A 23,322-nucleotide genomic window follows, 5' to 3' on the forward strand; every position below is an offset into this window, starting at 1 on the left:
TCAGGTTCCTGGCTGGACGCTGGCCTCGAAGAAGTCCGCCAGCACGTCCGGGGTGAAGTCGTCGCCGGCGCGCAGGTCGGTCTTGGTGAGCCAGCCGACCAGCGGCCGGTCCTCGACGGTGAACACCAGCACGCCGGTGCCACCGCTGACCCCGGCCCGGTAGCTGCCGTCGAGGCCGTTGCCGCGCCACCGCGCCGTCACGTGCTCGCCCTCGTTCATGCTGCCGAGCTGGGCGTTCGCCACCTGGCTGGCGTCGTCCACCGACGCCACGTGGGCGTAGTTGACCCGGTAGTCCTCCGGCAGCGCGCACACCACGTCCGCGTTGGAGTCGTCGCCCGCCGGCTGGCACTCTTCGGTGTCGGCGACCTGGCCGGCGAGCTGGCGCAGGCATGAGCTGAACCCGTTCTCGTCGGTCTCGCCCTTCTGCTGGCAGCTCTCCGCGGTGGGCAGGTCGCTGTCCGGGCGGAGCAGGAACACGGCTGCCACGGCGACGGCCGCGACCACCACGACGGCGGCGACGCCGAGCAGTGCCCGGTTGCGCCGGGGGCGAGCCGGGGGTTGCGGGGCGGGTTGCGGGGTCGTCGGGTACGCGAGGGGTGGCCGGGGTGTCGGCGGGGTGGGCGGGCCGGTCGGCGTGGCCGGGGGCGGCAGCTGCGGTGGCGGCGCCGGCATGCCGCCGATGTCGCGGGTGCGCATGCTCATGCCTTCCTGCGACACGTGGTGCGCGCCGAGGGCGACGGCGGTCTCCGGCTGGTCGAGCGAGGTCGGCACGACGTTCAGCTGTTCGGCGATCAGGGTCGCCACCAGCGGGATCCGGCTCGAACCGCCGACCAGGTAGATGCCGGCGAGCCGGTCCGGGGACAGGCCCGTGGTGCGCACGGTGCCGGCCAGCAGCTCGACGCTGCGCAGCAGGCTTGGCCGGATCAGCGCCTCCAGTTCGGCGCGGGTGACGAGCACGTCCGGGAACGGCTCGGGCAGCGGCACCTCGGTCTGCGGGTGCCGGGACAGCGACTCCTTGGCGGCCTTGACGTCCTCGCGCAGCGCACGCTGGGCGCGCCGGTCGGCGGTGGTCTCCGGCCGCAGCATCGCCTGCCAGCGGCCGGGCTCGCGGTGCGAGACCTGGCGACCGACGTGTTCGAGCAGGGCCTGGTCGACGTCGAGGCCGCCGAGGTCCGGCAGGCCCGCCTCGGCGAGCACGGCGAACCCGGTCTGGGTGGCGCCGACGATGGCGACGTCGAACGTGCCGGCACCCAGGTCGTAGACGGCGATGGCCTGGTTGGGCGCGAGCGCCTGACCGGGGAAGGAGGCGAAGTGCGCTGCGGCCGCGACCGGTTCCGGTACGAGCACCAGGTTCGGGCCGAGGCCAGCCAGCCGGGCGGCGGCGAGCAGGACGTTGCGGCGCACCGGGCCCCACTGGGCGGGGTGGGTGAGCCGCACCTCGTCGGGTTTGGCCCCGCCGAGCTGGCGGGAGGTCTCGTCGGCCACCCGGCGCAGGACGGCGGCGAACGCGTCGGTGACCGGCACGACCTTGTCCCCGAGCAGCAGGGTGCCCTCGTCGACCCGCCGTTTCGGGTTGGGCTCGAACCGCGCGGGGTCGAGTCGGGCGCGGCGCTCGGCGTCCCGGCCGACGACGAGACCGCCGTCGTCGTCGGCGAACAGCGCGGAGGGCATGGTCGCGGAGCCGTCGACCTCGACCACTCTGGGCGGGCGGCCGTGTGCGGCGAGGACGGCGACGGTGTTGGACGTGCCCAGATCGACCGACAGGACGGTCACTAGGCCCCTCCGTCGCTGCCCGGCTTGACGTGTTCGTCGTAGAAGTCGGTGAGCGAGCCGCCGCCGCTGCTGGTCAGGTCGACGCGCATGAGCACGCCGAGCAGCGGGGCGTCGTCGACCTGGAAGAGCAGCACACCGGCGCCGCCCGCCTCGTACGCGGTGTAGGTGCCGTTGAGCCCGTTGCCGTCCCAGTCGCCCTTCGTCGGGTCGGTGCCCATGCCGAGGTTCTCGAACTGCTGGTTGAACGTGTCGACGTAGGTCTTGGCGTTGTCCACGCCCGACCGCTCGCTGCCGTCGGCGTTCTCCGAGGAGCCGAAGTGCATGTACATGACCGTGTAGTCGTCCTGCATGGTGCAGGAGGCCACGGTCGCGCCGGGGGTCTCGAGGTTCCCCCCGCCCATCGGGTTGGTCGCGCCCTCCTGGCAGTCGTTGTGCTCCGGCACGGAACCGGCGAGGTCGCGCATGCACGGGCTGAAGCCCTGGTCGTCTGGTTTGCGGTCGGAGCAGGCGCCGGCCGCGGTGTCGCCCTCGCCCTCGCCGCCGCCGGAGGTGGCGATGAGGATGCTGACCACCGCGACCACGACGACCGCGACCACCGCGGTGGCGATGTACCAGGGCTTGTTGTTCGACCCCGTCGCGGCGGGCTGCGGGGGCGGCGGGCCGAAGGCGGGGGTCGGCCCGGTCGGCGGGCGGGGCGGCAGCTGTTGGGGACCGGACGGCGGACCGGTCGGCACGCGCTGGGGGCCGCTGGCCGGGAACGGGTTCTGTGCCGGGGTGGCGCCGGTGGGTGGCGCGGCGAACGCGGCCGGCGGGGGGACGACCTTGGCGGTGCGCTGGACGTCCTCGATGGTGTTGCTGATGTCGCTGGTGCGCATGGTGGCGCCGTCGCGGGGCACGTGGTGGGCGCCGAGGGCGACGGCGGTCTCCGGCTGGTCGAGCGAGGTGGGCACGACCTTGAGCTGCTCGGCGATGAGGGTGGCGATCAGCGGGATCCGGCTGGAGCCGCCGACCAGGTAGATGCCGACGAGCCGGTCGGCGGTCATGCCGGTGGAGCGGATGGTGCCGGCGAGGAGTTCGACGCTGCGCAGCAGACCGGGGCGGATCAGCGCCTCCAGCTCGACCCGGGTGACCAGCACGTCGTCGAACGGTTCCGGCAGCGGCACCTCGGTCTGCGGGTGCCGGGACAGCGACTCCTTGGCGGCCTTGACGTCCTCGCGCAGCGCCCGCTGGGCACGGCGGTCGGCGGTGGACACCGGGCGCAGGAGGCTCTGCCAGCGGCCCGGTTCGCGGTGCGAGACCTGGCGGCCGACGTGTTCGAGCAGGGCCTGGTCGACGTCGAGGCCGCCGAGGTCGGGCAGACCCGCCTCCGCGAGGACGACGAAGCCCTTCTGGGTGGCGCCGACGATGGCGACGTCGAACGTGCCGGCGCCGAGGTCGTAGACGGCGAGCGCCTGGTTGGGCGCGAGGGTCTGGCCGGGGAAGGAGGCGAAGTGCGCGGCGGCCGCGACCGGTTCGGGGACGAGCACCAGGTTGGCGCCCATGCCGGCCTGGCGGGCGGCGGACAGCAGCACGTTGCGCCGGACCGGGCCCCACTGGGCGGGGTGGGTCAGCCGCACCTCGTCCGGCTTGCCGCCGCCGAGCTGGCGGGAGGTCTCGTCGGCGACGCGGCGGAGCACGCCGGCGAGCGCGTCGGTGACCGGCACGACCTGGTCACCGAGCAGCAGGGTGCCCTCGTCGACGCGCCGTTTCGGGTTGGGCTCGAACCGGGCCGGGTCGAGTCGGGCGCGCCGTTCGGCGTCCCGGCCGACGACCAGGTTCCCGTCCTCGGCGGCGAACACCGCGGACGGCATCATCGACGCTCCGTCCACGTCGACCACCCGCGGGGGCCGGCCGTAGGCGGCCAGCACGGCGACCGTGTTGGAGGTGCCGAGGTCCACCGACAGGACGTTCACGTCTCTCCCCTCGTCCCCGTCATGTGGGGAAGATGCTGCCATGCGGGGCCGAAGCGGTGGGACGGGTCCCGCACATCCGTCACTGTGTCGCGGATGCGCTACGAAACGTGACGAGGTGCTGTTCGGGAAACTGTCGGTGGGTGGGGTCATGATGGTCTGGTGAGTTCCTCCGACGACGTGCTCGAGCTGTTCTCGCCGGCGACCAGGCAGTGGTTCACCGGCGCGTTCGCCGCGCCGACCGGTGCGCAGGCCGGTGCGTGGCGGGCGGCCGCGGCGGGTGAGCACGCGTTGGTGGTGGCGCCGACGGGGTCGGGCAAGACGCTGGCGGCGTTCCTGTGGGCGCTCGACCGGCTGGCGTCGAGCCCCCGGCCGGCCGAGCGGACGCGGCGGTGCCGGGTGCTGTACGTGTCGCCGCTGAAGGCGTTGGCGGTGGACGTGCAGCGGAACCTGCGGGCGCCGCTGGCCGGCATCGGGCAGGCGATGCACCGTCTCGGGCTCGGCGAGCCGGGGATCACGGTGGGCATGCGCACCGGGGACACGCCGGCCGAGGAGCGGCGCGCGTTCGCCCGCACGCCGCCGGACGTGCTGGTGACCACACCGGAGTCGCTGTTCCTGCTGCTCACGTCCGCGGCGCGGGAGTCGCTGCGCGGCGTGGAGACGGTGATCGTGGACGAGGTGCACGCGGTGGTCGGCACCAAGCGCGGGGCGCACCTGGCGTTGTCGCTGGAGCGGCTCGACGAGCTGCTGCCGGCGCCGGCGCAGCGGATCGGGCTGTCCGCGACGGTGCGGCCGATCGACGAGGTGAGCTCGTTCCTGGCCGGGCCCCGGCCGGTCACGGTGGTGGCGCCGTCGATCGGCAAGACGATCGAGATGCGGGTGGTGGTGCCGGTCGAGGACATGACCGAGCTGGACACCCGGCCACCGCCGGACGGGCCCCGCACACCGGACCCGGATCTCGACCCGGACGATCCGGAGCCGCCGCGCCGGCCGTCGATCTGGCCGGCGGTCGAGGAGCGGGTGCTGCAGCTGGTCCGCGAGCACCGGTCGACGATCGTGTTCACGAACTCGCGGCGGCAGGCGGAGCGGCTGACGTCGCGGCTGAACGAGCTGGCCAGTGAGCAGACCACCGAGCGTGCGGTGTACCCGGCCGACGTGGGGCGGTTCCCGGCGGAGGCGATCGCGGAGTCGGGCTGGGCGGCGGGGGTGGCGAACCCGACGGTGGCCAGGGCGCATCACGGCTCGATGTCGCGGGAGCAGCGGACCTCGGTGGAGGAGGACCTCAAGTCGGGGCGCCTGCCGTGCGTGGTGGCCACGTCGTCGTTGGAGCTGGGCATCGACATGGGCGCGGTCGACCTGGTGGTGCAGATCGAGGCGCCGCCTTCGGTGGCGTCCGGCATGCAGCGGATCGGCCGGGCGGGGCACCAGGTGGGGGCGGTGTCGCGCGGGGTGATGTTCCCGAAGTTCCGCGGTGACCTGGTGTCGTGCGCGGTGGTGGCGGAGCGGATGGCCGAGGGCGCCATCGAGTCGATGCGGTACCCGCGCAACCCGCTGGACGTGCTGGCCCAGCAGGTGGTGGCGATGGTGGCGCTGGAGCCGTGGCCGGTCGAGGAGCTGGCGGCGGTGGTGCGCCGGGCGGCGCCGTTCGCGGGGCTGCCGGACAACGCGCTGCACTCGGTGCTGGACATGCTGGCCGGGCGGTACCCGAGCGAGGAGTTCGGCGAGCTGCGGCCGAGGATCACCTGGGACCGGATCAACGGGGAGCTGCGCGGTCGGCCGGGGGCGCAGCGGTTGGCGGTCACCTCGGGCGGCACCATCCCCGACCGTGGCCTGTTCACCGTGATGACGCCGCCGGGCGAGAGCGGGCCCGGTTCGCGGGTGGGCGAGCTGGACGAGGAGATGGTGTACGAGTCGCGGGTGGGCGACACGTTCCTGCTCGGCACGTCGGCGTGGCGGATCGAGGACATCACCCACGACCGGGTGATCGCGGTGCCGGCGCCGGGCGAGCCGGCGCGGATGCCGTTCTGGAAGGGCGACTCGCCGGGGCGGCCGCTGGAGCTGGGGCGCGCGCTGGGGCGGTTCCTGCGCGAGGTGTCCGGCATGGCCGAGCCGGCGGCGCGGGCGCGGGCCGGCGACGCGGGGCTGGACCCGCTGGCGGCGAACAACCTGATCGCGTACCTGGCGGAGCAGAAGGCGGCCACCCGGCACGTGCCGGACGACCGCACGGTGCTGGTGGAGCGGTTCCGCGACGAGCTTGGCGACTGGCGGCTGGTGGTGCACTCGCCGTTCGGGGCGCAGGTCAACGCGCCGTGGGCGCTGGCGATCGGCGCGCGGCTGCGGGAGCGGCGCGGGGTCGAGGGCCGGGTGGCCCACTCCGACGACGGCATCGTGATCCAGCTGGCGGACACGGTCGACGACGAGGGCCGCGAGGTGGTGGCGAACGCGGAGGACGTGCTGCTCGACCCGGAGGAGGTGGAGCAGATCGTGGTCGCGGAGGTGGGCGGCTCGGCGCTGTTCGCCTCGCGGTTCCGGGAGTGCGCGGCGCGCTCGCTGCTGCTCCCCCGGCGTGATCCTCGCCGGCGGACCCCGCTGTGGCGGCAGCGGCAGCGGTCGGCGCAGCTGCTGTCGGTGGCGGCGAAGTACGAGCGGTTCCCGGTGGTGCTGGAGGCCATGCGGGAGTGCCTGCGGGACGTGTACGACGTGGACGGCCTGCGGGAGCTGATGGCCGACGTGCGGGCGCGGCGGGTGCGGGTGGTGGAGGTGGAGACGCCGTCGGCGTCGCCGTTCGCGCGGAGCCTGCTGTTCGGGTACGCGGGCATGTTCCTCTACGACGCCGACCAGCCGCTGGCGGAGCGGCGGGCGGCGGCGTTGTCGCTGGACAGCTCGCTGCTCGCGGAGCTGCTGGGCTCGGAGGCGATCCGGGAGCTGCTGGACGTCGAGGTGCTGGCCGAGGTGGAGCGGTCGCTGCAGCGGCTGGAGCCGGAGCGGGCGGCCCGGCACGCCGAGGACGCGGCCGACCTGCTGCGGTTCCTGGGTGACCTGTCGGCGGCGGAGGCGCGGGCGCGGGGGGTGCGGCCGGAGTGGCTGGCGGAGCTGGAGCGGCAGCGGCGGATCATCCGGGTGCGGATCGCCGGCGAGGAGCGGTTCGCGATCGTCGAGGACGCCGGGCGGCTGCGGGACGCGCTGGGCACGGCGCTGCCGGTCGGGGTGCCGGAGGCGTTCACCGAGCCGGTCGCCGACCCGCTGGGTGACCTGCTGTCCCGGTACGCGCGGACGCACGGGCCGTTCCCGGCCACGGTGGCGGCGGAGCGGTTCGGGCTGGGGGTCGCGGTGGTCACCGGCGTGCTGGAGCGGATGGTCGGCACCGGCCGGATGGTGCGCGGGGAGCTGCGGCCGGGCGGGACGCACATGGAGTACTGCGACGCCGACGTGCTGCGGCGGCTGCGGCGGGCGTCGCTGGCCCGGCTGCGAGCCGAGGTGGAGCCGGTGGAGCCGGCGGCGTTGGGCCGGTTCCTGCCGGTGTGGCACGGGGTGGGCAAGCGGTTGCGGGCGGCGCCGAGCGCCGAGGACGTGCTGTCGGTGGTGGAGCAGCTGGCGGGGGCGCCGCTGCCGGCGAGCGCGCTGGAGTCGCTGGTCCTGCCGTCGCGGCTGCCCGGGTACACCCCGGCGCTGCTGGACGAGCTGACCACGGCCGGCGAGGTCACCTGGTGCGGCACGGGTGCGCTCGCGGGCGGCGACGGCTGGGTCGCGGTGGCCCCGACGGACGTCGCCGACCTGCTGCTGCCGGACGTGGAGGAGGCGGTGCCGGACACGCCGCTGCACACGGCGGTGCTGGCGGCGATGGACGGAGGCGCGTTGTTCTTCCGGCAGCTCGCCGAGCGGGTGGGCGCGGCGCTGGTGGACGGCGGCGCGGAGGTCCCGGCGGACGCGGAGGTCGTCGCGGCGTTGTGGGACCTGGTGTGGGCGGGACTGGTCACCAACGACACGATCGCGCCGCTGCGTGCGCTGGTGGCCGGGCGCGGGGCGGCGCACAAGCCGCGCGCGTCCGCGCCGCGTGGGCGGTACGCGCGGCTGCGCGGGGCCCGGCCGGCGATGCCGAGCCGGACCGGACCGCCGACGGCGGCGGGGCGGTGGTCGCTGGTCACGCCGCGCGAGCTGGATCCGACGCGGCGCGCGCACGCCCGCGCGGAGTCGTTCCTGGAGCGGCACGGGGTGCTGACCAGGGGTGCGCTGGACACCGAGCGGGTGTCGGGCGGGTTCAGCGGGGTGTACAAGGTGCTGCGCGCGATGGAGGAGTCGGGGCAGATCGTGCGCGGTTACGTGGTGGAGGGGCTCGGCGCGGCGCAGTTCGCGGCCCGGGGGGCGGTGGACCGGCTGCGTGCGCTGTCCCGGTCCGACGGCACGCCCGCGCCGGGTGCGGACCTGGTGGCCAGGGTGCTGGCGGCGGCCGATCCGGCGCAGCCGTACGGGGCGGCGTTGCCGTGGCCGGACCCGGTCGGGGACGGGAAGCACCGGCCGGGGCGCAAGGCCGGGGCGCTCGCCGTGCTGGTCGACGGGGAGCCCGCGCTGTACGTGGAGCGCGGCGGGCGGTCGCTGCTGTCGTTCACCGAGGACGACGCGGCGTTGCGGGCGGCGGCCGAGGCGCTGTCCAGGGCGGTGCGCGAGGGCTGGCTCGGGCAGTTGGCGGTGCGGAAGGCGGACGGCGAGGTCGCGTTGACCTCGAACCTGTCCGCCATCCTGCGCGACGCCGGCTTCCGCGCAACGCCCAACGGGCTACGCCTGCGCGCCTGAACCGTTCTCCAGCGCGGCGAGGCGGAGTTCGAGTTGGTCGACGCGGCTGCGCAGCAGGGTCACCTGGGCTTCGAGGCCGAGTTCGCGTTCGGCGCGGCGCTGGATCCGGGGTGAGCGGGCGGCCCGTTCGACCACGGCGTCGAGCGGCACCAGGCGCTGTGGTCCGTTGGGGCCGTCGACCAGGCGGGAGCGGATCTCGCCGGTGCGGTACCAGGAGCGCAGGGCGGAGCGGGAGACCCCGGTCTCCTGCTCGGCCCTGGCGAGGGTGACCCAGGGGGTGTCGGCCAGCTGCGCGAACAGCTCCAGCTCGTCCTGCCAGCGGGCGACGCGGTCGTCCCAGTCCGAGGTCGTCACCTGGATACCCTATCACTGACATGGTATTGACAGGCTTTGTGCGCAGGTCGAGCATGAGTACATGTTCGAGCGCCTCACCGAGGACAGCCGCAACGTCGTCGTCCAGGCCCAGCAGGAAGCCCGCGGCCTGCGGCACAACCGGATCGGCACCGAGCACCTGCTGCTCGGTCTGCTCGCCGTGCCCACCGGGATCGGCGCGCACGCGCTGCGACAGCTCGGCATCAGCGCCGAGCAGGTGCGGGCGGACATCGAGGAGGTCGTCGGCACCGGCGCGGAGGACCCGTCGGGACGCGCGCCGTTCACCCCGCGAGCGAAGAAGGTGCTAGAGCTGTCGTTGCGGGAGGCGTTGCAGCTCCACCACAACTACATCGGCACCGAGCACATCCTGCTGGCCCTGGAACGCGAGGGCGGCGGCCTCGCGGCGAAGGTGCTCGCCAGGCACGTGCCGGACCTGGGCGAGATCCGGCGGACGGTGAAGGCGATGCTGGCCGGCCAGTCGACGCAGGGCGCCGCGCGGCCGACGCGCACCACGGCGGCGGACGAGGTGGTCGCGGCGGCGGAGGCGCTGGCCGGCGACGCACCGATGGGCAGCCACCACCTCCTGGAGGCGTTGATCCGGGCCGAGGGCAGCATGGCCGCCACCGTGCTCGCCCAGCTCGGCGTCAACCCGGAAGCCGTCGCCAGCAAGGTGGACGCGATGGACTCCGACGCCACCACCGACGCCACGCCGGAGGAGACCGCCGCGCGCAAGATGGAGCTCCGGGTCGAGGGCGACGAGGTCCACCTGGTCTTCCGCGACCAGGCGACGCTGGCGCTCGCGCGGACGGTGCAGGAGCTGACCACGGCGCCGATCCGCGCCACCGGCCCGCTGGCCGGCCGGTTCGTGCCCCTGTGGACCCAGACGAACGAGGCCCTGCTGACCCTCGTCCAGTCGCTGCGGCCCGAGGCGGAGGCCGAGACCCGCGACGTCAGCAGGGCGACCATGCTGGTCCGCCGCGTGCTGCACGACCGGCTGCGCCGCCACAACCCCCCGGCCGAGGACTGAGCCGGTGACTGAGCCGGCGGAGACCGTGCTGTCCACCTGCGCGGAGGACATCCGCCCGCTGGCCCGCACGGTGTTCGACCGCCTGCACGCCGCACTGCCCGAGGCGGTGGTCACCGCCGACGCCGACAGCATCGGGCTCGGCACCGGTCCGGGCTATCGGCACCTGGTGTTCACCGTGCTCCCGCACAGCCGCCACGTGACGATCGGCTTCGCGCGCGGCGTGGACCTCCCCGACCCGGCCGGCGTGCTGGCCGGATCGGGGAAGATCCACCGCCACGTCAAGATCCACGACGAGGCGGACCTGGACCGCCCGGAACTGACGGCCCTGGTCGCCGCCGCCGTCGCGAGGATCGGCTGACGCTCAGGCCGTGCGGTGGTACCGGGCCGTGCCCTGCTGCACGTCGGTGCCCGCGAGCCGGAAGCCGGCCTTCTCCAGCACCCGCACCGAGGCGAGGTCGGCCGGCTCCACGGTGGCGGAGACCGAGGACACACCGGGTGCGGTGAGGGCGAACGCGGTCAGCGCGCGGGTGGCCTCGGTGGCGTGACCACGTCCCCACCGGGAGAGCACGACGCGGTACCCGAGTTCGAGGGCGCCGTCGGTCGGCGGCCAGAACAGGCCGATCGACCCGACCACGAGGCCGGTGGCCCGTTCGACGAGCTGCCGGTGGCCGAACTCCCCGAGCCAGGCCGGGTGCTCGGCGAACAGGCCGGCGACGACCTGGTCGCCGTCGGACCCCGGACCGCGCTTCAGCGTCGCGCGGACCGGGAGAGGGCAGGCTGAGGAACGGCCGCTGGCAGCCATGGTCATCAACCTCCCTGGTCGCTCGAAGATCAGGTTAACCCGTTCAACGGGACAGGCGGCGCCAGAGGACGTAGTTGTGGTCCTCCGGGTAGTCGGTCCGGCCGATGCGCTCGGCGGCCAGGGACTGCACGTACTCACCCCGCCGGAACGACGGCCACCCGGGCAGGTCGTCGCGGCCGTTCGGGTCGCCGTCGGCGACGAAGCCGGTCCAGTAGTCGATCATCGTGGCGCGCAGGTAGGTCCGGGTGGCCGGCTCGATGTAGTCGACCTCGAACAGGTACGGCAGCTCCGCCATGTGACTCGCGCCAACCGGGAAGCTCGGACGCGGCAGGCCGGGGAACCACCCCGTGTCCCGCTCGGCGAACTCGTAGCCGAACGTCGGTACCCGGCGGGAGAACGCGCGCAGCGTGTCGTACGTGGACCTGGCCCAGTTCCGGTCGGTGAGCACCGCGGTCAACGCCTCGCTCGGCGACCCGTAGGCCGACAGCGGGTACGCCTCGAACACCTCGTGCGCGTGCCGGCCGGCGATCGCCCGCACCTCGCGCACGTAGTCCTCGGCGGTCAGCGGTTCCGCCCCCGGCACGAGCTCCAGGCCGCCGAGCCGACCGCCGTCCTCGTCGTGGTTGGCGCCCACCAGCACGGGCACCCGGTGGAACCGGCCGGTACGCACCGCGGCGGCGGGGTCGCGCGGCAGCAGCGGGGTGCCGGCGACCGGGTGGAAGTCGTCGTGAGCGTTGCCGCCCGCCGCGACGAGCGCGTCGGTGGACGTCTCCCGCAGGCAGCGCGCGGCGGTCGCCACGTCGTCGCAGCCGACCTCCTCGGCCACCGCGAGGCCCTGCCGCTCGGCCGCCGCCCGGGTGTGGGTGGTGCCGCCGGTACAGGGCGCGCTCTGCATGATCGCCCGGTCGAAGAGGCCCTCGGCCGCCGGTGACGTCAGCTGTGCGCAGACGCTGTAGCCGCCACCGGACTGGCCGGCCAGCGTGACGTCGTCCGGGTCGCCGCCGAACGCGGCGATGTTGTCCCGCACCCAGCGCAGCGCGGCCTGCTGGTCGGCCAGGCCCAGGTTGGCCGAGTCGGGCAGCGCCGGGTGGGCCAGGAAGCCGAGCGTGCCGAGCCGGTAGTTGACCGTCACGACGACGACGTCACCTCGGGACGCCATGTCGGCGGCGCCGTAGCTGTCGCCCGCGCCGTAGACGAGGCTGCCGCCGTGGACCCACACCAGTACCGGTAGGTCCCGGCCGCGGGTGGGTGCGGTGACGTTGAGGTTCAGGCAGTCCTCGCCCTGCGGTTCGGCGGCGATCGGCAGGTCCGTTGGCTGGGGGCAGGCGTTGCCCTGCCTGGTCGCGTCGCGCACGCCGGTCCAGTCGGCCGGTGACGCGGGCGGCGCCCATCGTCGTTCGCCGACCGGGGCGGCGGCGTACGGGATGCCCTGGAAGGTGCGTACCCCGTCGGCACGCGAGCCGCGCACCGTGCCGCTGGTCGTGTCGACGAGCACGTTCCCCGCGTTCACCTGGTCCCCGGCCGGCGGCGCTTCGCCGAACGCCGCCGCCGTTCCGTAGACACCGCCCGCGACGAGCGCGGCGAGCGCCAGGCCGAGTCCGATCTTCTTCATGTCCCCTCCACCGGTTGTTGACGACGAGGACTGTACAAACGCCTTAGGCAATCGAGCAAGACGTTTGCCTAAGGCGAATGCGTCAGGCGCTTGTTAGGCTGCCGGCATGGGAAACCGGGAGGACCTGCTGGCCGCGGCGAAGCACTGCCTGCTCGAGAAGGGGTACGACCGCACGACGGTCCGGGACATCGCCTCGGCGGCCAAGGTGAGCATGGCCGCGATCGGCTACCACTACGGCTCGCGGGAGGCCCTGCTGAACGAAGCCCTGTTCGAGGCGATGGACGACTGGGGCGACCGGGTCGGCCGGGCACTCGCGCCCGACTCGGGGGACGAGGGTTCGTCGGCGGAGCGGTTCGCGGCCAGGATCGCGCGGATGACGGAGTCCCTCGGCGAGAACCGGCAGTTCTGGCTGGCCAGCTTCGAGGCGTTCATGCAGGCACAGCGGTCCCCCGAACTGCGGGAACAGCTCGCGACGGGTCAGGCGGACGGACGCCGCGGGCTGGCGGCGATGGTGCTCGGCGTCCCGGAGGACGAGGTCCCCGACGACGCGGCCCGCACCGTCGGCGCGGTGCAGCTGGCGCTGATCTCGGGCATCGCGGTCCAGTGGCTCAGCGACCCGGACACGGCGCCGACCGGCGCGGACGTGCTCGCCGGCCTCCGCGCCCTGCTCGGCGTGCGCGCGGACTGACCCGGCCCGCGCGGTCGGTTCAGCGCGGGGTCAGCACACAGAACTCGTTGCCTTCCGGGTCGGCGAGCACACGCCACGGCACGCCCGTCTGCCCGACGTCCGCCGGCTCGGCGCCGAGGGCGCGCAGGCGGTCGGCCTCGGCCGCGATCGTGCCGTCCGGAGGCGGCGCGACGTCCAGGTGCACCCGGTTCTTCACCGTGTGCGGCTCGGTCGTGCGGACGAACTCCAGCCACGGGCCCCGGCCGTCCGGGTCGCGCAGGGAGGCCAGCGCAGGGTCGGCCCGCACGACCGGCCACCCGCTGGCCGCCGACCAGAACCCGGCCAGCGCGGGCGGGTCCGCGGCGTCGGCGACCACGGCGGCGACCGCGCCGGTGTCGGCGTACTCGGGACGCGGCTCCAGCACGCAGAACTCGTTGCCGCCGGGGTCGGCGAGCACGAACCACGGCACGTTGCGCTGGCCGATGTCGACCCGCTTCGCCCCGAGTGCGAGCGCGCGGTCGAGGATCGCCATCTGCTGGTCCGCCGACGCGCTCGCCAGGTCGAGGTGCAGCCGGTTCCGGACCGTCTTCGGCTCGGACACCGGCACGAACACCAGGTCCCAGCGCCAGCCGTCGCCGGGCGGGGCCTGGACCTCGACCTCCCCGTCGACCTCCCCGTCGACCTCCCCGGCCGACAGGCTGACCCGCCAGCCGAGCAGGGCGCACCAGAACTCCGCCAGCGCCGCCGGATCCGCCGCGTCGACGACCACGTTGACCAGTCGCGTGGACATGATCCAGACGCTAGCCGACGGCACCGACAGTTCAGTGCGTCGCGAGCCGCAGCAGGTGCCACAGCTGCCCGATGCCCGTGCGGTCGCCGGCGGGGGTGACCGTGCGGATCGGCCGCCTGCCCCACAGCCACAGGTACATACCGGTCGGGTCGGTCGCCACGGTCGCGTCCACGCCGTCGACCTCGTCCTCCCCCGCCCGCCAGGCCGACGTGCCGGTGGCGGTCATGCTGGCGATCCACCGCCGGCGCCCGGTGAGCACCGCGACCTGTCCGCGCCACGCGTTCGTCACGCCGAGCACGCCGAGCCGGTGGGTGAACCACAGCGTCAGCGCCTCGTCGACGCCGTCGAGCGCCACCTCGTCGTCGATGCCGCCCACGGTCATCCGCGCCGCCGCCTGCTGCACATCGATCCGGTGCACCGTGGTCTCGTGCGCGAGCCTGCGGTACCAGAACCCGTAGGCCTGGTGCACCGGCCACCAGGTCGGACAGCCCTCCTCCGGGTCGTGCGCGGCCAGCTCGGCGACCAGCTCGCGGTGCCCGGCACGCAGGTAGTCCTCGAGCGACTCCCCCGGCGCCGGCGCGCGCTGCCACCTGGTCGGCTGGTCGCCGGCCCGCAGCCACGCCGTGACCATCCGGTACACGCTGCCGACGTGCCGCACGGTGCCGCCGAGCGTCATCCCGGGCGCGTTCGGCACGGCGAGACCGGGGTCGGCGCCGTGGGCCGACGACGCGAGCAGTTCCCCCTCGGAGACCAGCACCTCGAGCAGGCGACCGTAGCCGGCCAGTGCCCGACCCGTCATCGTGAACCGGATCGGGTGCCGCTTCCGCGGATCGCGCGGGTGACCAGCTCGAGGAACTGGCCGGACTGGCGGACCAGGTCGTCGGCGGACCGGGCGGTGACCGCGCGGGTGATGCCGGCCTGCACGGACGCGCGGGTGGCCGAGCAGGACGCGAAGAACGCCGCCCACTCGCGCATCTCCGGCGCCACCGACGCGAGCAGCGTCCACACGCTCATCGGCCGCGCCCTGGCCCGGTGCGGACGGCCGCGCATGGCGAGCAGCGCCGCCGCGGCACGCAGGGCGGACAGGTAGGCCTGGGCGAACCGCTGCGCGGCGTCGGGGTCGACCTCGGCCTCGGCGAGCCCCCGTTCGGCCTGGGAGAGCAGGGTGAGCGCGGACTCCGGCGCGTTCGGCAGCTGGTCCCGATGGTCCAGGGTTGTGGTCACCTGACTCCTCCTCGCGGTCCGAGATCGTCACTGGGCGTGACGTCATGCCGTGGGGAAGCCGGCGCGCTCGGTGGCGAGGCGCTTCCCCCGCCCCGCCACCGAGCCTGTGCTCGAACGCATGTTCGAACACGTTCCGAGCTTAACTCCGGCCACCGGCAGACTCAACCTCGGTACGGAATTTGGGCGGCGACGCGGGCCACACCTGTGCTCTGATGTGCGTATGAGCTCTCTGGACCACCCCGCGATCAGCAAGACCGCCGCCGCCCTGCGCGAGGCCGGCCTCACCGCCGCCGCCGACGGCATCCGCGTGCTGGCCGACGACGTGCGCACCGCGGCGGCCGCCGCCGAGGCCGTCGGGGTGCCGGTCGGCGCGATCGCGAACAGCCTCGTGTTCCGGGCTACCGAGGGTGACCGGGTGTTCCCGTTGCTCGCGCTGACCTCCGGCGCGCACCGGGCCGACACCGACGCGCTGGCCCGGCTGGCCGGAGCGAGCGCGGTGGGTCGTGCGGACCCGGCGTTCGTGCGCGAGCACACCGGGCAGGCGATCGGCGGCGTGGCGCCGGTCGGCCACCCCCGGCCGGTGCGCACGCTGGTCGACACCGCGCTGGCGCGGTACGAGGTGGTGTGGGCCGCCGCCGGTCATCCGAAGGCGGTGTTCCCGACGACGTTCGCCGATCTGGTGGAGCTGACGGGGGGCGTGGCTGCGGACGTGGCGGGCGAGGAGGACAATTCCGTGGTGTGACCTCGGTTCCGCCACGGGTCGAACGCTTCGTCGACCTCAACCAGGACGAGTTGCGCCGTCGGCTGCACGAAGCGCTGTCGCTGTACGTCACGGCGATGCGCTACCCCGCCGGCACGGCGGAGCAGCGCGCGCCGATGTGGCTCGCGCACATGCTGCGCCCGGACTGGCGCTGCGTCGCCGCGCTGGACGCCGACGACACGATGGTCGGCATCGCCTACGGCTACCGGGGGGCGGCCGGGCAGTGGTGGCACGAGCAGGTGCGGCGCGGTGTCGTGGAACGCTCCGGCCAGGAGTTCGCGGACAGCTGGCTCGACGACTACTTCGAGCTGACCGAGGTGCACGTGCGCCCGGCGTCCCAGGGCCGAGGGGTCGGCGAGGACCTGCTGCGGCGGCTGCTGGCCACGGTGCCGGCGAGCAAGGTGCTGCTGTCCACCCCGGAGGGCCCGTCGCGCGCGTGGCGGCTGTACTACCGGGTGGGCTTCACCGACGTGCTGCGGAACTACCGGTTCACCGGGGACCCGCGCCCGTTCGGCGTGCTCGGCCGGACCCTGCCGCTGTAACGGGGGCCGCGCGCACAACCGGACCACAACCAGGCCGGGCTACACAGACCGCATGTGTGCCAGAGACATGAGATCAGCGGCTCTGCTCGTCGTCACCACCGTCGTCACCGCCGTCGTCGCCCTGCTGGGCGGTGCCTCGACGCCCACGGCCGCCGCGGCGGAGTGCGCGTTGCCGAGGGTGTCGGTGGCGACCACGGACCGGTACGAAGGCTCCGGCGGTGGTACGAACGAGTTCACGTTCACCGTCCGGGTCACGGCGTCCGGCGAGGACTGCTCCATGCCGGGGTCGGTGCGGTACCGAACGCGTGACGGAAGTGCGGAAGCCGGGTCGGACTACACCGCCGAGGCCGGCACCGTCAGTTGGAAAAGCCCCGGGTCGCACGAGCTCGTGGTGCCGGTCGCGCGGGACGACCAGCCCGAGTACACCGAGGACTTCAGCGTCGAGCTGTCCGCGCCGTGGAACGCGGTCATCGCCGGTTCGAGCGCCACGGCGACCGTGTTCAACGACGACAAGCTCATCGAGGCGGACTTCCCCGGGGTGGAGACCGCGATCGCCCAGGGAGGCATCTGCTGGTGGCCGGACGACCAGGTCGCGCTTCCGCTCCGGCTGAACGTCTCCCCGAAGGCGCCGATCACGGTTCGGCTGTACGCCAAGGACGGGACCGCGGTGGCCGGGAAGCACTACGACCCGTGCGGTCGACCGTCACCTTCGCCGAGGGAGTCGAGAAGGCCGAGCTGCCGATCAAGATCATCGGTGGGCCGGCCGAATCCGACTACCGCCTGCCGTCCCGCACCCTGACCTACGACGGCTTCGACGGCCGCTACCAGGTCGACCTGCACTGGCAGGTCAACCGCTGACGACCCTCCCCGCGCGGGCGTGGGTGGCTCCGGCCGCCCGCGCCCGCGCACGGGTCACAGGGCGGCCAGGCGTTCGCGGAGGGTGTCGAGGCCCATCTGGCCCATGCGCAGCGCCCGCATGTGGAAGTCCTTGAGGTCGAAGCCGGGACGGGACCTGGCCTCCTCGCGGGCGGACAGCCACAGACGCTCGCCGAGCTTGTACGCCGGAGCCTGGCCGGGCCAGCCCAGGTAGCGGTCGATCTCGTCGCGGACGTGGGCCTCCTCGCTGATCGTGCGGGTCAGCATGAACTCCAGGCCCAGCTCCGGGGTCCACCGCTCGCCCTCGTGGAAGCCGGTGCCGCGCGGGATCTCCAGCTTGAGGTGCATGCCGATGTCGATGATCACCCGCGCCGCCCGGAACAGGTTCTCGTTCAGCATGCCGAACAGGTTGCCGTCGTCGGACAGGTAGCCGAACTCCTGCATCAGGCGCTCCGCGTACAGCGCCCAGCCCTCGCTGTGGGCCGGCACCCACGCCAGCATGCGCTGGAACTTGTTCAGGTCCGACGTGTGCTGCGCGGTCGCGATCTGCAGGTGGTGCCCCGGCACACCCTCGTGGTAGACGATGCTGACCTCACGCCACGTGGAGAACTCGTCCTTGTCCGGCGGCAGCGCCCACCACATCGTCCCCGGACGGGTGAAATCGTCGGACGGGTTCGTGTAGTACGCGCCCGCCCCGCCGCCGGGCGGTGCGATCCGGCAGTCCAGCCGGACGATCTCGTCCGGGATGTCGAAGTGCGTCCCGCGCAGGTCGGCGACCGCCTGGTCGGACAGCCGCTGCATCCAGTCGCGGAACTCCGACCGGCCGCTGACCAGGTATCTCGGGTCGACGTCGAGCGCGGCGGCGGCCTCGGGGATGGTCGCGCCGCGCTTGATCCGGTTCGCGACCTCGGTCATCTCGGTCTCGATCCGGGTGAACTCCGCCCACCCCCACTCGTAGGCCTCGCGCAGGTCCAGCCGCGCGCCAAGGTACGTCCGCGACCACAGGCCGTAGACGTCCTCGCCGACCGCGTCCTCGGCCGGCGCCTTCGCCAGCAGCTCCCCGCGCAGGAAGTCGGCCAGGTCGGCGTAGGCCTGGTCGGCCGCGGCGGCACCCGCGTCGAGCTCCGCGCGGACCTCGTCCGGCCCGCCCGAGGCGAACGTCGTGAAGAACGCGGGCTCGGCGCCCCGGCCGGACCAGGTGTCGCACTGCTCGGCGACCTTCGACACCTGCCGCGCGGCGGACACCACTCCGTTCCTCGCGGCGTGCCGCAGGCCCTCGCGGTAGCCGGCGATCGCCTCCGGCATGGCCGCCATCCGGCGCGCGATCGTGCGCCAGTCGTCGACGGTCTCGGTCGCCATCAGATCGAACACCTGGCGCATGCCCTGCGGCGGGCTGGCCAGCACGTTCAGCGACCCGGCCATCAGGCCGGCCTCGTGCGCCTCGAGCTCGACCCCCAGCCGCTCGGTGAACACCGCCTTGGCGGCACGCTCCCCGTCGTCTACCGGCTCCAGTGCGGCGACCTCCCGCAGCGCGGCGGCGGCCAGCTCGGCGCGGGCGGCGTGGCCGGCGGCGGAGAAGTCCGGCAGCCGGTCGTCGTGGCCGGGGATGCCCAGCTCGGTGGCCACGGTCGGCTCCAGCCGCACGTAGGAGTCCACATAGGAGTCGCAGACGCGGTGCACGGGGGTGTCCATGGTTGGCGACGCTACCCAACCCGTCACCCGAATTTCCCCTCGGTGCGGTTCTGGCAGGATGGCGCGGTGCGCAGCGCCGGCCGACACCATGTCCGCAGAGTGCTCGGGCTCCTCGTGCTGCTCGGGCTCCTGACCACGTCGCTGACCGGCTGCCTGCGGATCCACGCGGCGCTGGCGGTCTCCCAGGACGACGTGGTCTCCGGTGACGTCGTGGTCTCGGCGCTGCCCCGGGACCGGGAGGACAAGGGCCCGACGCTGACGATCCCGCCGGAGCTCGCGGACAAGGTCACCATGGAGCCGTACTCGGCGGACGGGTACGTCGGCCAGAAGCTCACCCTGAACAACGTCGGGTTCACCGAGTTCGCCGTGCTCGTCGAGTCGATCTCCACGGCCGAGCAGTACCGGATCGCGTTCCACCGCTCGGGGAGCCTGGTGTCGCTCGCCGGCTCGATCGACCTCACCCGGGTCCCGGCGGACCGCGCGGACGTGCAGCTCAAGGTCGCCTTCCCGGGCACGGTCACCCGCACGACCGGCGACAACACCGACGGCACGGTCACCTGGGAGCCCAAGCCGGGCGCGGTGACCGAGTTCAACGCGACCACCCAGTACGCGAACTCCTCCGGCGTCTCCTGGATCCAGTGGGTGGCCATGGTCGGCGGCGGCGCCGTGCTCGTGGCGCTGCTGGTGGTCGTGCTGGCCCTGTCCGCCCACCGGCGCACGCTCCGCGCCGAACGCCTCGCCGCGGCGAGGCGATAGCCGGACTCAGCCCACGGCGGTCGCCGGGCGGGTGTCCAGCAGGCCGAGCCGGGCCACCATCTCCTTGGTCGCCTTCGCCCGGTTGAACGTGTAGAAGTGCAGCCCCGGCACACCCTCCGCGAGCAGCCGCTCACCGAGCTCCGCGGTCGCGTCCATGCCCTCGGCGCGGAACGCCTTCGGGTCGTCGGCCAGCGGGTCGAGCCGGGCGGCCAGCGACGCGGGCACCGGCGCCCCGGAAAGCTCCACGGTCTTCGCCAGGATCCTCGGCGTGGTCAGCGGCATCACGCCGGGCAGCAGCAACGCGTCGCACCCGCGCGCGACCACGCGGTCCCGCATCCGCAGGAAGTCGTCGGCCTCGAAGAACAACTGCGCGATCGCGAAGTCCGCCCCCGCGCGCAGCTTGCGCACCAGGTACTCGGTGTCGGTGTCCAGGTCGTTCGAGCGCGGGTGGCCGTAGGGGAACGCCGACACGCCGACGCAGAAGTCACCCAGCTCGCGCACCAGCCGCACGAGCTCCTCGGCGTACTCCAGGCCCTCCGGGTGGCGCACCCACTCGCCCATCACGTCGCCGGGCGGGTCGCCGCGGAGCGCGAGCACGTTCCGGATGCCCAGCGAGGCGTACCAGCCGATGACGTTGCGCAGCTCCGCGACCGAGTGGTCGACGGCGGTCAGGTGCGCCATCGACACCAGCGTGGTCTCCTTGACCACGCGCCCGGTGGTGCGGATCGTCCGGTCACGACTCGACCCGCCCGCCCCGTAGGTCACCGAGACGAACGCCGGGTCCAGGCCCTCCAGCGAGCGGATGGCGTTCCACAGCCGCTGCTCGTCCGCGTCGTCCCGCGGGGGCATGAACTCGACGGAGAACACCGGCCGGTCACCCGGGATCCGATCCACCACCGAAGTCATGACAACCAGGGTAATGAGGACGCGTCCGGTCCAACCAGACTCCCGAGCAAGTCCCAGTCGACCCCCGCTGGTATGCGGGTTCACGCCACCACGCACCATTGGTCGCGTGCCGACCACCGACCAGTCCGTCGACGATCCCATCGACGCTCCCATCGACGCCGCCGTGCACCGGCACGTCGAGGACGTCGTGTCCACCTACCTCGCCGAACGGCGGGCCGAGCTGCCCGAGCTCGCGCGCACGTTCGCCAAGGCCGTCGACCACCTGTCGGACTTCGCGCTGCGCGGCGGCAAGCGGTTGCGGCCGACGTTCGCCTGGTGGGGCTGGCGCGCGGCGGGCGGGGACGCGGACGGGCCGGAGGCGCGGGCGGTGCTGCGCGCGGTGTCGGCGCTGGAGCTGATCCAGACCTGCGCGCTGGTGCACGACGACATCATGGACGCCTCCGAGCTGCGCCGGGGGCAGCCGACCGTGCACGTGCGGTTCACCGAGGCGCACCGCGCGGGCGGCTGGCTCGGCGAACCGGAGCGGTTCGGCACCGCGGCCGCGATCCTGCTCGGCGACCTGGCCCTGGCCTGGGCGGACGACCTGTTCGAGAGCGCCCCGCTCACCCCGGAGATGCGGGACGCGGCGCGCGGGCCGTGGCAGGCGATGCGCGCGGAGATGTTCGCCGGGCAGTACCTGGACGTGCTCGCGCAGGCCGAGGGCGACGAGTCCGAGGAGCGTGCCCTGGGCGTGGCCCGGCTCAAGACCGCCGCGTACACCGTGGAGCGGCCGCTGCACATGGGGATCGCGTTCGCCGGTGCCGACCAGGCGACCGTGGACGCGGTGCGCACGTTCGGCACCGACATCGGGGTGGCGTTCCAGCTCCGCGACGACGTGCTCGGCGTGTACGGCGCCCCCGAGGTCACCGGCAAACCGGCCGGCGACGACCTGCGCGAGGGCAAGCGCACCCTGCTCGTGGCGCTCGGCCTGGCCTACGCCGAGCGGGACGGCCGGCACTCGGACGCGGCGATGCTGCGCGGTGCCCTCGGCGACCAGAACCTGCCCCAGGTGACCATCGAGCGGGTACGGGACCTGCTCGTCGAGGTCGGCGCGGTGGCCGAGCTGGAGCGCCGGATCGACGCGCTGACCACGTCGGCGATGACCGCGCTGACCGGCGCCGGCCTGGCCGAGCCTGGCGTCACCCGGCTCGCCGACCTGGCGGTTGCGGCGACCCGGCGGGACCGGTGAGGCAGGTCACCGGACCCACCGACCACGTGGTGGTGGTCGGGGCGGGTCTGGCCGGGCTCTCGGCCGCGCTGCACCTCCTCGGCGCGGGCCGCTCGGTCACGGTCGTGGAGGCCGGCGAGACCGCGGGCGGGCGCGCGGGCGGCGCGCGTCTGGACGGCTACCGGATCGACACCGGGGCGTCCGTGCTCACCATGCCCGAGCTGGCCGACGAGGCGTTCGCCGCGGTCGGCGAGTCCATGACCGACCGGGTCACGCTCACCCGCCTCGACCCCGCCTACCGGGCACACTTCGCCGACGGCACCAGCCTCGACGTGCGCAGCGACGCCGAGGCCATGGCCGACGAGGTCCGCCGGTTCGCCGGCCCGCGCGAGGCCGACGGCTACCTGCGGCTGCGCCGCTGGCTCACCGAGCTGTACCGGCTCCAGCGGGACAAGTTCATCGGCAGCAACTTCGACAACCCGCTCGGCATCGTCTCCCCCGAACTCGCCCGGCTCGCCGCGATCGGCGGGTTCGGCCGGCTCGGCCCGACCGTCGGCCGGTACCTGCGCGACGAGCGGCTGCGCCGGGTGTTCTCCTTCCAGGCCCTCTACGCCGGGCTCGCCCCGCGGCAGGCACTCGCCGCGTACGGCGTGATCGCCTACATGGACACCGTCGCCGGCGTGTGGTTCCCCCAGGGCGGAATCGGCGCGGTGGCCGAGGCGATGGCCGCCGCGGCCGTGCGCGCCGGCGGCCGGATCCACTACCGCACCGCCGCGGCCTGGCTGGAGCGCACCGGCGAGCGGGTCACCGCGGTGCGCACCAGCCACGGCGAGCGGATCCCGTGCGACGCGGTGGTGCTGACCCCCGATCTGCCGGTCAGCTACCGGCTCCTCGGCGGCGCGCCGCGCAGGCCGGTGCGGCCGCGCTGGTCGCCGTCGGCGGTGGTGCTGCACGCCGGCCTGGACCGCACGTGGCCGGAGCTCGCGCACCACACGGTGTTCTTCGGCGCCGCCTGGCAGCGCACGTTCGACGAGATCCTCGACCACGGCAGGCTGATGAGCGACCCGTCGCTGCTGGTCAGCCGGCCGACCGCGACCGACCCCGGGCTCGCGCCGGCCAGCCGGCAACTGGTGTCGGTGCTCGCGCCGTGCCCGAACACCGAGGTCGGCCCGATCGACTGGGCCAGGGTCGGGCCGGCCTACCGCGCCGAGCTCGGCCGGGTGCTCGCGGCGCGCGGGCTCACCGGGTTCGACGACGCGGTGGAGGCCGAGCTGCTGGTCACGCCGGCCGACTGGGAGGCGGCCGGGCTCGCCGCGGGCACCCCGTTCTCCCTGGCGCACACGTTCCGCCAGACCGGGCCGTTCCGGCCGCGCAACCTGGTGCGCGGGGCCGGGAACGTGGTGCTCGCCGGCTGCGGCACGACGCCGGGCGTGGGCGTGCCGCCGGTGCTGGTGTCCGGCCGGCTCGCCGCGGCGCGGATCGTGGGGACACCGATTCGTAGCGAATCCGTCAGGCGTGCGCCCCACATGTCCGTTCGGTGACTTGCGATACTCCAACGCAGACTCGCGCCAGCCGG

The 23,322-nt window shown here is 74.1% G+C and carries 20 protein-coding genes and 1 pseudogene; 11 read left to right on the forward strand and 10 right to left on the reverse strand.

The genetic code is table 11. The features are described from left to right. Both JT362_RS13205 and JT362_RS13210 read right to left on the reverse strand, forming a co-directional pair. Positions 1 to 1,773, reverse strand: coding sequence for an Hsp70 family protein (locus JT362_RS13205; RefSeq protein ID WP_260191448.1), 1,773 nt, complete (start codon positions 1,771 to 1,773; stop codon positions 1 to 3). Continuing rightward, positions 1,773 to 3,725, reverse strand: a complete 1,953-nt coding sequence (locus JT362_RS13210; RefSeq protein ID WP_260191449.1) for an Hsp70 family protein — start codon at positions 3,723 to 3,725, stop codon at positions 1,773 to 1,775. Before JT362_RS13210 ends, JT362_RS13205 begins: the two co-directional genes overlap by 1 nt. Before the next feature lie 159 nt (positions 3,726 to 3,884). Between JT362_RS13210 and JT362_RS13215 the strand changes: the two genes are divergently transcribed. Continuing rightward, the gene (locus JT362_RS13215; RefSeq protein ID WP_260191450.1) at positions 3,885 to 8,513 is read left to right on the forward strand and encodes an ATP-dependent helicase; all 4,629 of its coding nucleotides are present in this window, start codon (positions 3,885 to 3,887) and stop codon (positions 8,511 to 8,513) included. Here JT362_RS13215 and JT362_RS13220 read toward each other — a convergent pair. Further along, positions 8,496 to 8,867 carry an excisionase gene (locus tag JT362_RS13220; RefSeq protein ID WP_260191451.1) on the reverse strand — a complete coding sequence of 124 codons (372 nt, stop codon included), beginning with the start codon at positions 8,865 to 8,867 and terminating at the stop codon, positions 8,496 to 8,498. The genes JT362_RS13215 and JT362_RS13220 overlap by 18 nt on opposite strands. A gap of 61 nt (positions 8,868 to 8,928) precedes the next feature. Here JT362_RS13220 and JT362_RS35755 point away from each other — a divergent pair. The 3 genes and pseudogenes from JT362_RS35755 to JT362_RS13235 form a co-directional block, all read left to right on the forward strand. Then, a pseudogene (locus JT362_RS35755) lies at positions 8,929 to 9,396 on the forward strand (Clp protease N-terminal domain-containing protein); the annotation flags it as partial. Positions 9,397 to 9,450: 54 nt separating this feature from the next. Beyond that, positions 9,451 to 9,912 (forward strand): Clp protease N-terminal domain-containing protein, encoded by a 462-nt coding sequence (locus JT362_RS35760; RefSeq protein ID WP_260191593.1) that lies wholly within the window; start codon positions 9,451 to 9,453, stop codon positions 9,910 to 9,912. Positions 9,913 to 9,916: 4 nt separating this feature from the next. Next, positions 9,917 to 10,270, forward strand: coding sequence for a DUF1801 domain-containing protein (locus JT362_RS13235; protein ID WP_260191452.1), 354 nt, complete (start codon positions 9,917 to 9,919; stop codon positions 10,268 to 10,270). 3 nt (positions 10,271 to 10,273) lie between these two features. Here JT362_RS13235 and JT362_RS13240 read toward each other — a convergent pair whose 3' ends face one another. Beyond that, positions 10,274 to 10,720, reverse strand: coding sequence for a GNAT family N-acetyltransferase (locus JT362_RS13240; protein ID WP_260191453.1), 447 nt, complete (start codon positions 10,718 to 10,720; stop codon positions 10,274 to 10,276). A gap of 37 nt (positions 10,721 to 10,757) precedes the next feature. Continuing rightward, entirely contained in the window at positions 10,758 to 12,326 is a 1,569-nt protein-coding gene (locus JT362_RS13245; RefSeq protein ID WP_260191454.1) for a carboxylesterase/lipase family protein, read from the reverse strand. 106 nt (positions 12,327 to 12,432) lie between these two features. Here JT362_RS13245 and JT362_RS13250 point away from each other — a divergent pair, with 106 nt between their 5' ends. Beyond that, positions 12,433 to 13,014: a TetR/AcrR family transcriptional regulator gene (locus JT362_RS13250; RefSeq protein ID WP_260191456.1), complete on the forward strand. Its 582-nt coding sequence runs from the start codon at positions 12,433 to 12,435 to the stop codon at positions 13,012 to 13,014. Positions 13,015 to 13,033: 19 nt separating this feature from the next. On the opposite strand, the gene JT362_RS13255 is transcribed toward JT362_RS13250, so the two are convergent. The 3 genes from JT362_RS13255 to JT362_RS13265 are packed head-to-tail and all read right to left on the reverse strand — an operon-like array spanning position 13,034 to position 15,007. Beyond that, on the reverse strand, positions 13,034 to 13,783 hold the full coding sequence (locus JT362_RS13255; RefSeq protein ID WP_260191457.1) for a VOC family protein: 750 nt from the start codon (positions 13,781 to 13,783) through the stop codon (positions 13,034 to 13,036). A 31-nt stretch (positions 13,784 to 13,814) separates the two neighbouring features. Further along, positions 13,815 to 14,582 (reverse strand): maleylpyruvate isomerase N-terminal domain-containing protein, encoded by a 768-nt coding sequence (locus JT362_RS13260; protein WP_260191458.1) that lies wholly within the window; start codon positions 14,580 to 14,582, stop codon positions 13,815 to 13,817. Continuing rightward, a complete protein-coding gene (locus JT362_RS13265) occupies positions 14,579 to 15,007 on the reverse strand; it encodes an SAV_6107 family HEPN domain-containing protein (protein WP_260191459.1) in 429 nt (142 codons plus the stop codon). The genes JT362_RS13260 and JT362_RS13265 overlap by 4 nt, the downstream gene beginning before the upstream one ends. 220 nt (positions 15,008 to 15,227) lie before the next feature. On the opposite strand from JT362_RS13265, the gene JT362_RS13270 reads away from it, so the two are divergent. From JT362_RS13270 to JT362_RS13280, 3 genes are all read left to right on the forward strand, one after another. Continuing rightward, entirely contained in the window at positions 15,228 to 15,749 is a 522-nt protein-coding gene (locus JT362_RS13270) for a YbaK/EbsC family protein (RefSeq protein ID WP_260191460.1), read from the forward strand. Next, a complete protein-coding gene (locus tag JT362_RS13275) occupies positions 15,746 to 16,309 on the forward strand; it encodes a GNAT family N-acetyltransferase (RefSeq protein WP_260191461.1) in 564 nt (187 codons plus the stop codon). The genes JT362_RS13270 and JT362_RS13275 overlap by 4 nt, the downstream gene beginning before the upstream one ends. 67 nt (positions 16,310 to 16,376) lie before the next feature. Further along, positions 16,377 to 17,108, forward strand: a complete 732-nt coding sequence (locus tag JT362_RS13280) for a Calx-beta domain-containing protein (protein WP_260191462.1) — start codon at positions 16,377 to 16,379, stop codon at positions 17,106 to 17,108. A 113-nt stretch (positions 17,109 to 17,221) separates the two neighbouring features. Here JT362_RS13280 and JT362_RS13285 read toward each other — a convergent pair whose 3' ends face one another. Further along, on the reverse strand, positions 17,222 to 18,877 hold the full coding sequence (locus tag JT362_RS13285) for a DUF885 domain-containing protein (protein ID WP_260191463.1): 1,656 nt from the start codon (positions 18,875 to 18,877) through the stop codon (positions 17,222 to 17,224). A 99-nt stretch (positions 18,878 to 18,976) separates the two neighbouring features. Between JT362_RS13285 and JT362_RS13290 the strand changes: the two genes are divergently transcribed. Further along, the gene (locus JT362_RS13290) at positions 18,977 to 19,633 is read left to right on the forward strand and encodes a DUF3153 domain-containing protein (RefSeq protein WP_260191464.1); all 657 of its coding nucleotides are present in this window, start codon (positions 18,977 to 18,979) and stop codon (positions 19,631 to 19,633) included. A 6-nt stretch (positions 19,634 to 19,639) separates the two neighbouring features. Here the strand turns inward: JT362_RS13290 and JT362_RS13295 are convergent, their stop codons facing one another. Further along, positions 19,640 to 20,539 carry a methylenetetrahydrofolate reductase gene (locus tag JT362_RS13295; protein WP_260191465.1) on the reverse strand — a complete coding sequence of 300 codons (900 nt, stop codon included), beginning with the start codon at positions 20,537 to 20,539 and terminating at the stop codon, positions 19,640 to 19,642. A 106-nt stretch (positions 20,540 to 20,645) separates the two neighbouring features. On the opposite strand from JT362_RS13295, the gene JT362_RS13300 reads away from it, so the two are divergent. Both JT362_RS13300 and crtI read left to right on the forward strand, forming a co-directional pair. Next, positions 20,646 to 21,767 carry a polyprenyl synthetase family protein gene (locus JT362_RS13300; RefSeq protein WP_260191466.1) on the forward strand — a complete coding sequence of 374 codons (1,122 nt, stop codon included), beginning with the start codon at positions 20,646 to 20,648 and terminating at the stop codon, positions 21,765 to 21,767. Then, a complete protein-coding gene (gene crtI / locus JT362_RS13305) occupies positions 21,764 to 23,287 on the forward strand; it encodes a phytoene desaturase family protein (RefSeq protein ID WP_260191467.1) in 1,524 nt (507 codons plus the stop codon). Before JT362_RS13300 ends, crtI begins: the two co-directional genes overlap by 4 nt. Positions 23,288 to 23,322: the final 35 nt, after the last annotated feature.

The organism is Actinophytocola gossypii (assembly GCF_025165815.1).
GTDB lineage: Bacteria > Actinomycetota > Actinomycetes > Mycobacteriales > Pseudonocardiaceae > Actinophytocola > Actinophytocola gossypii.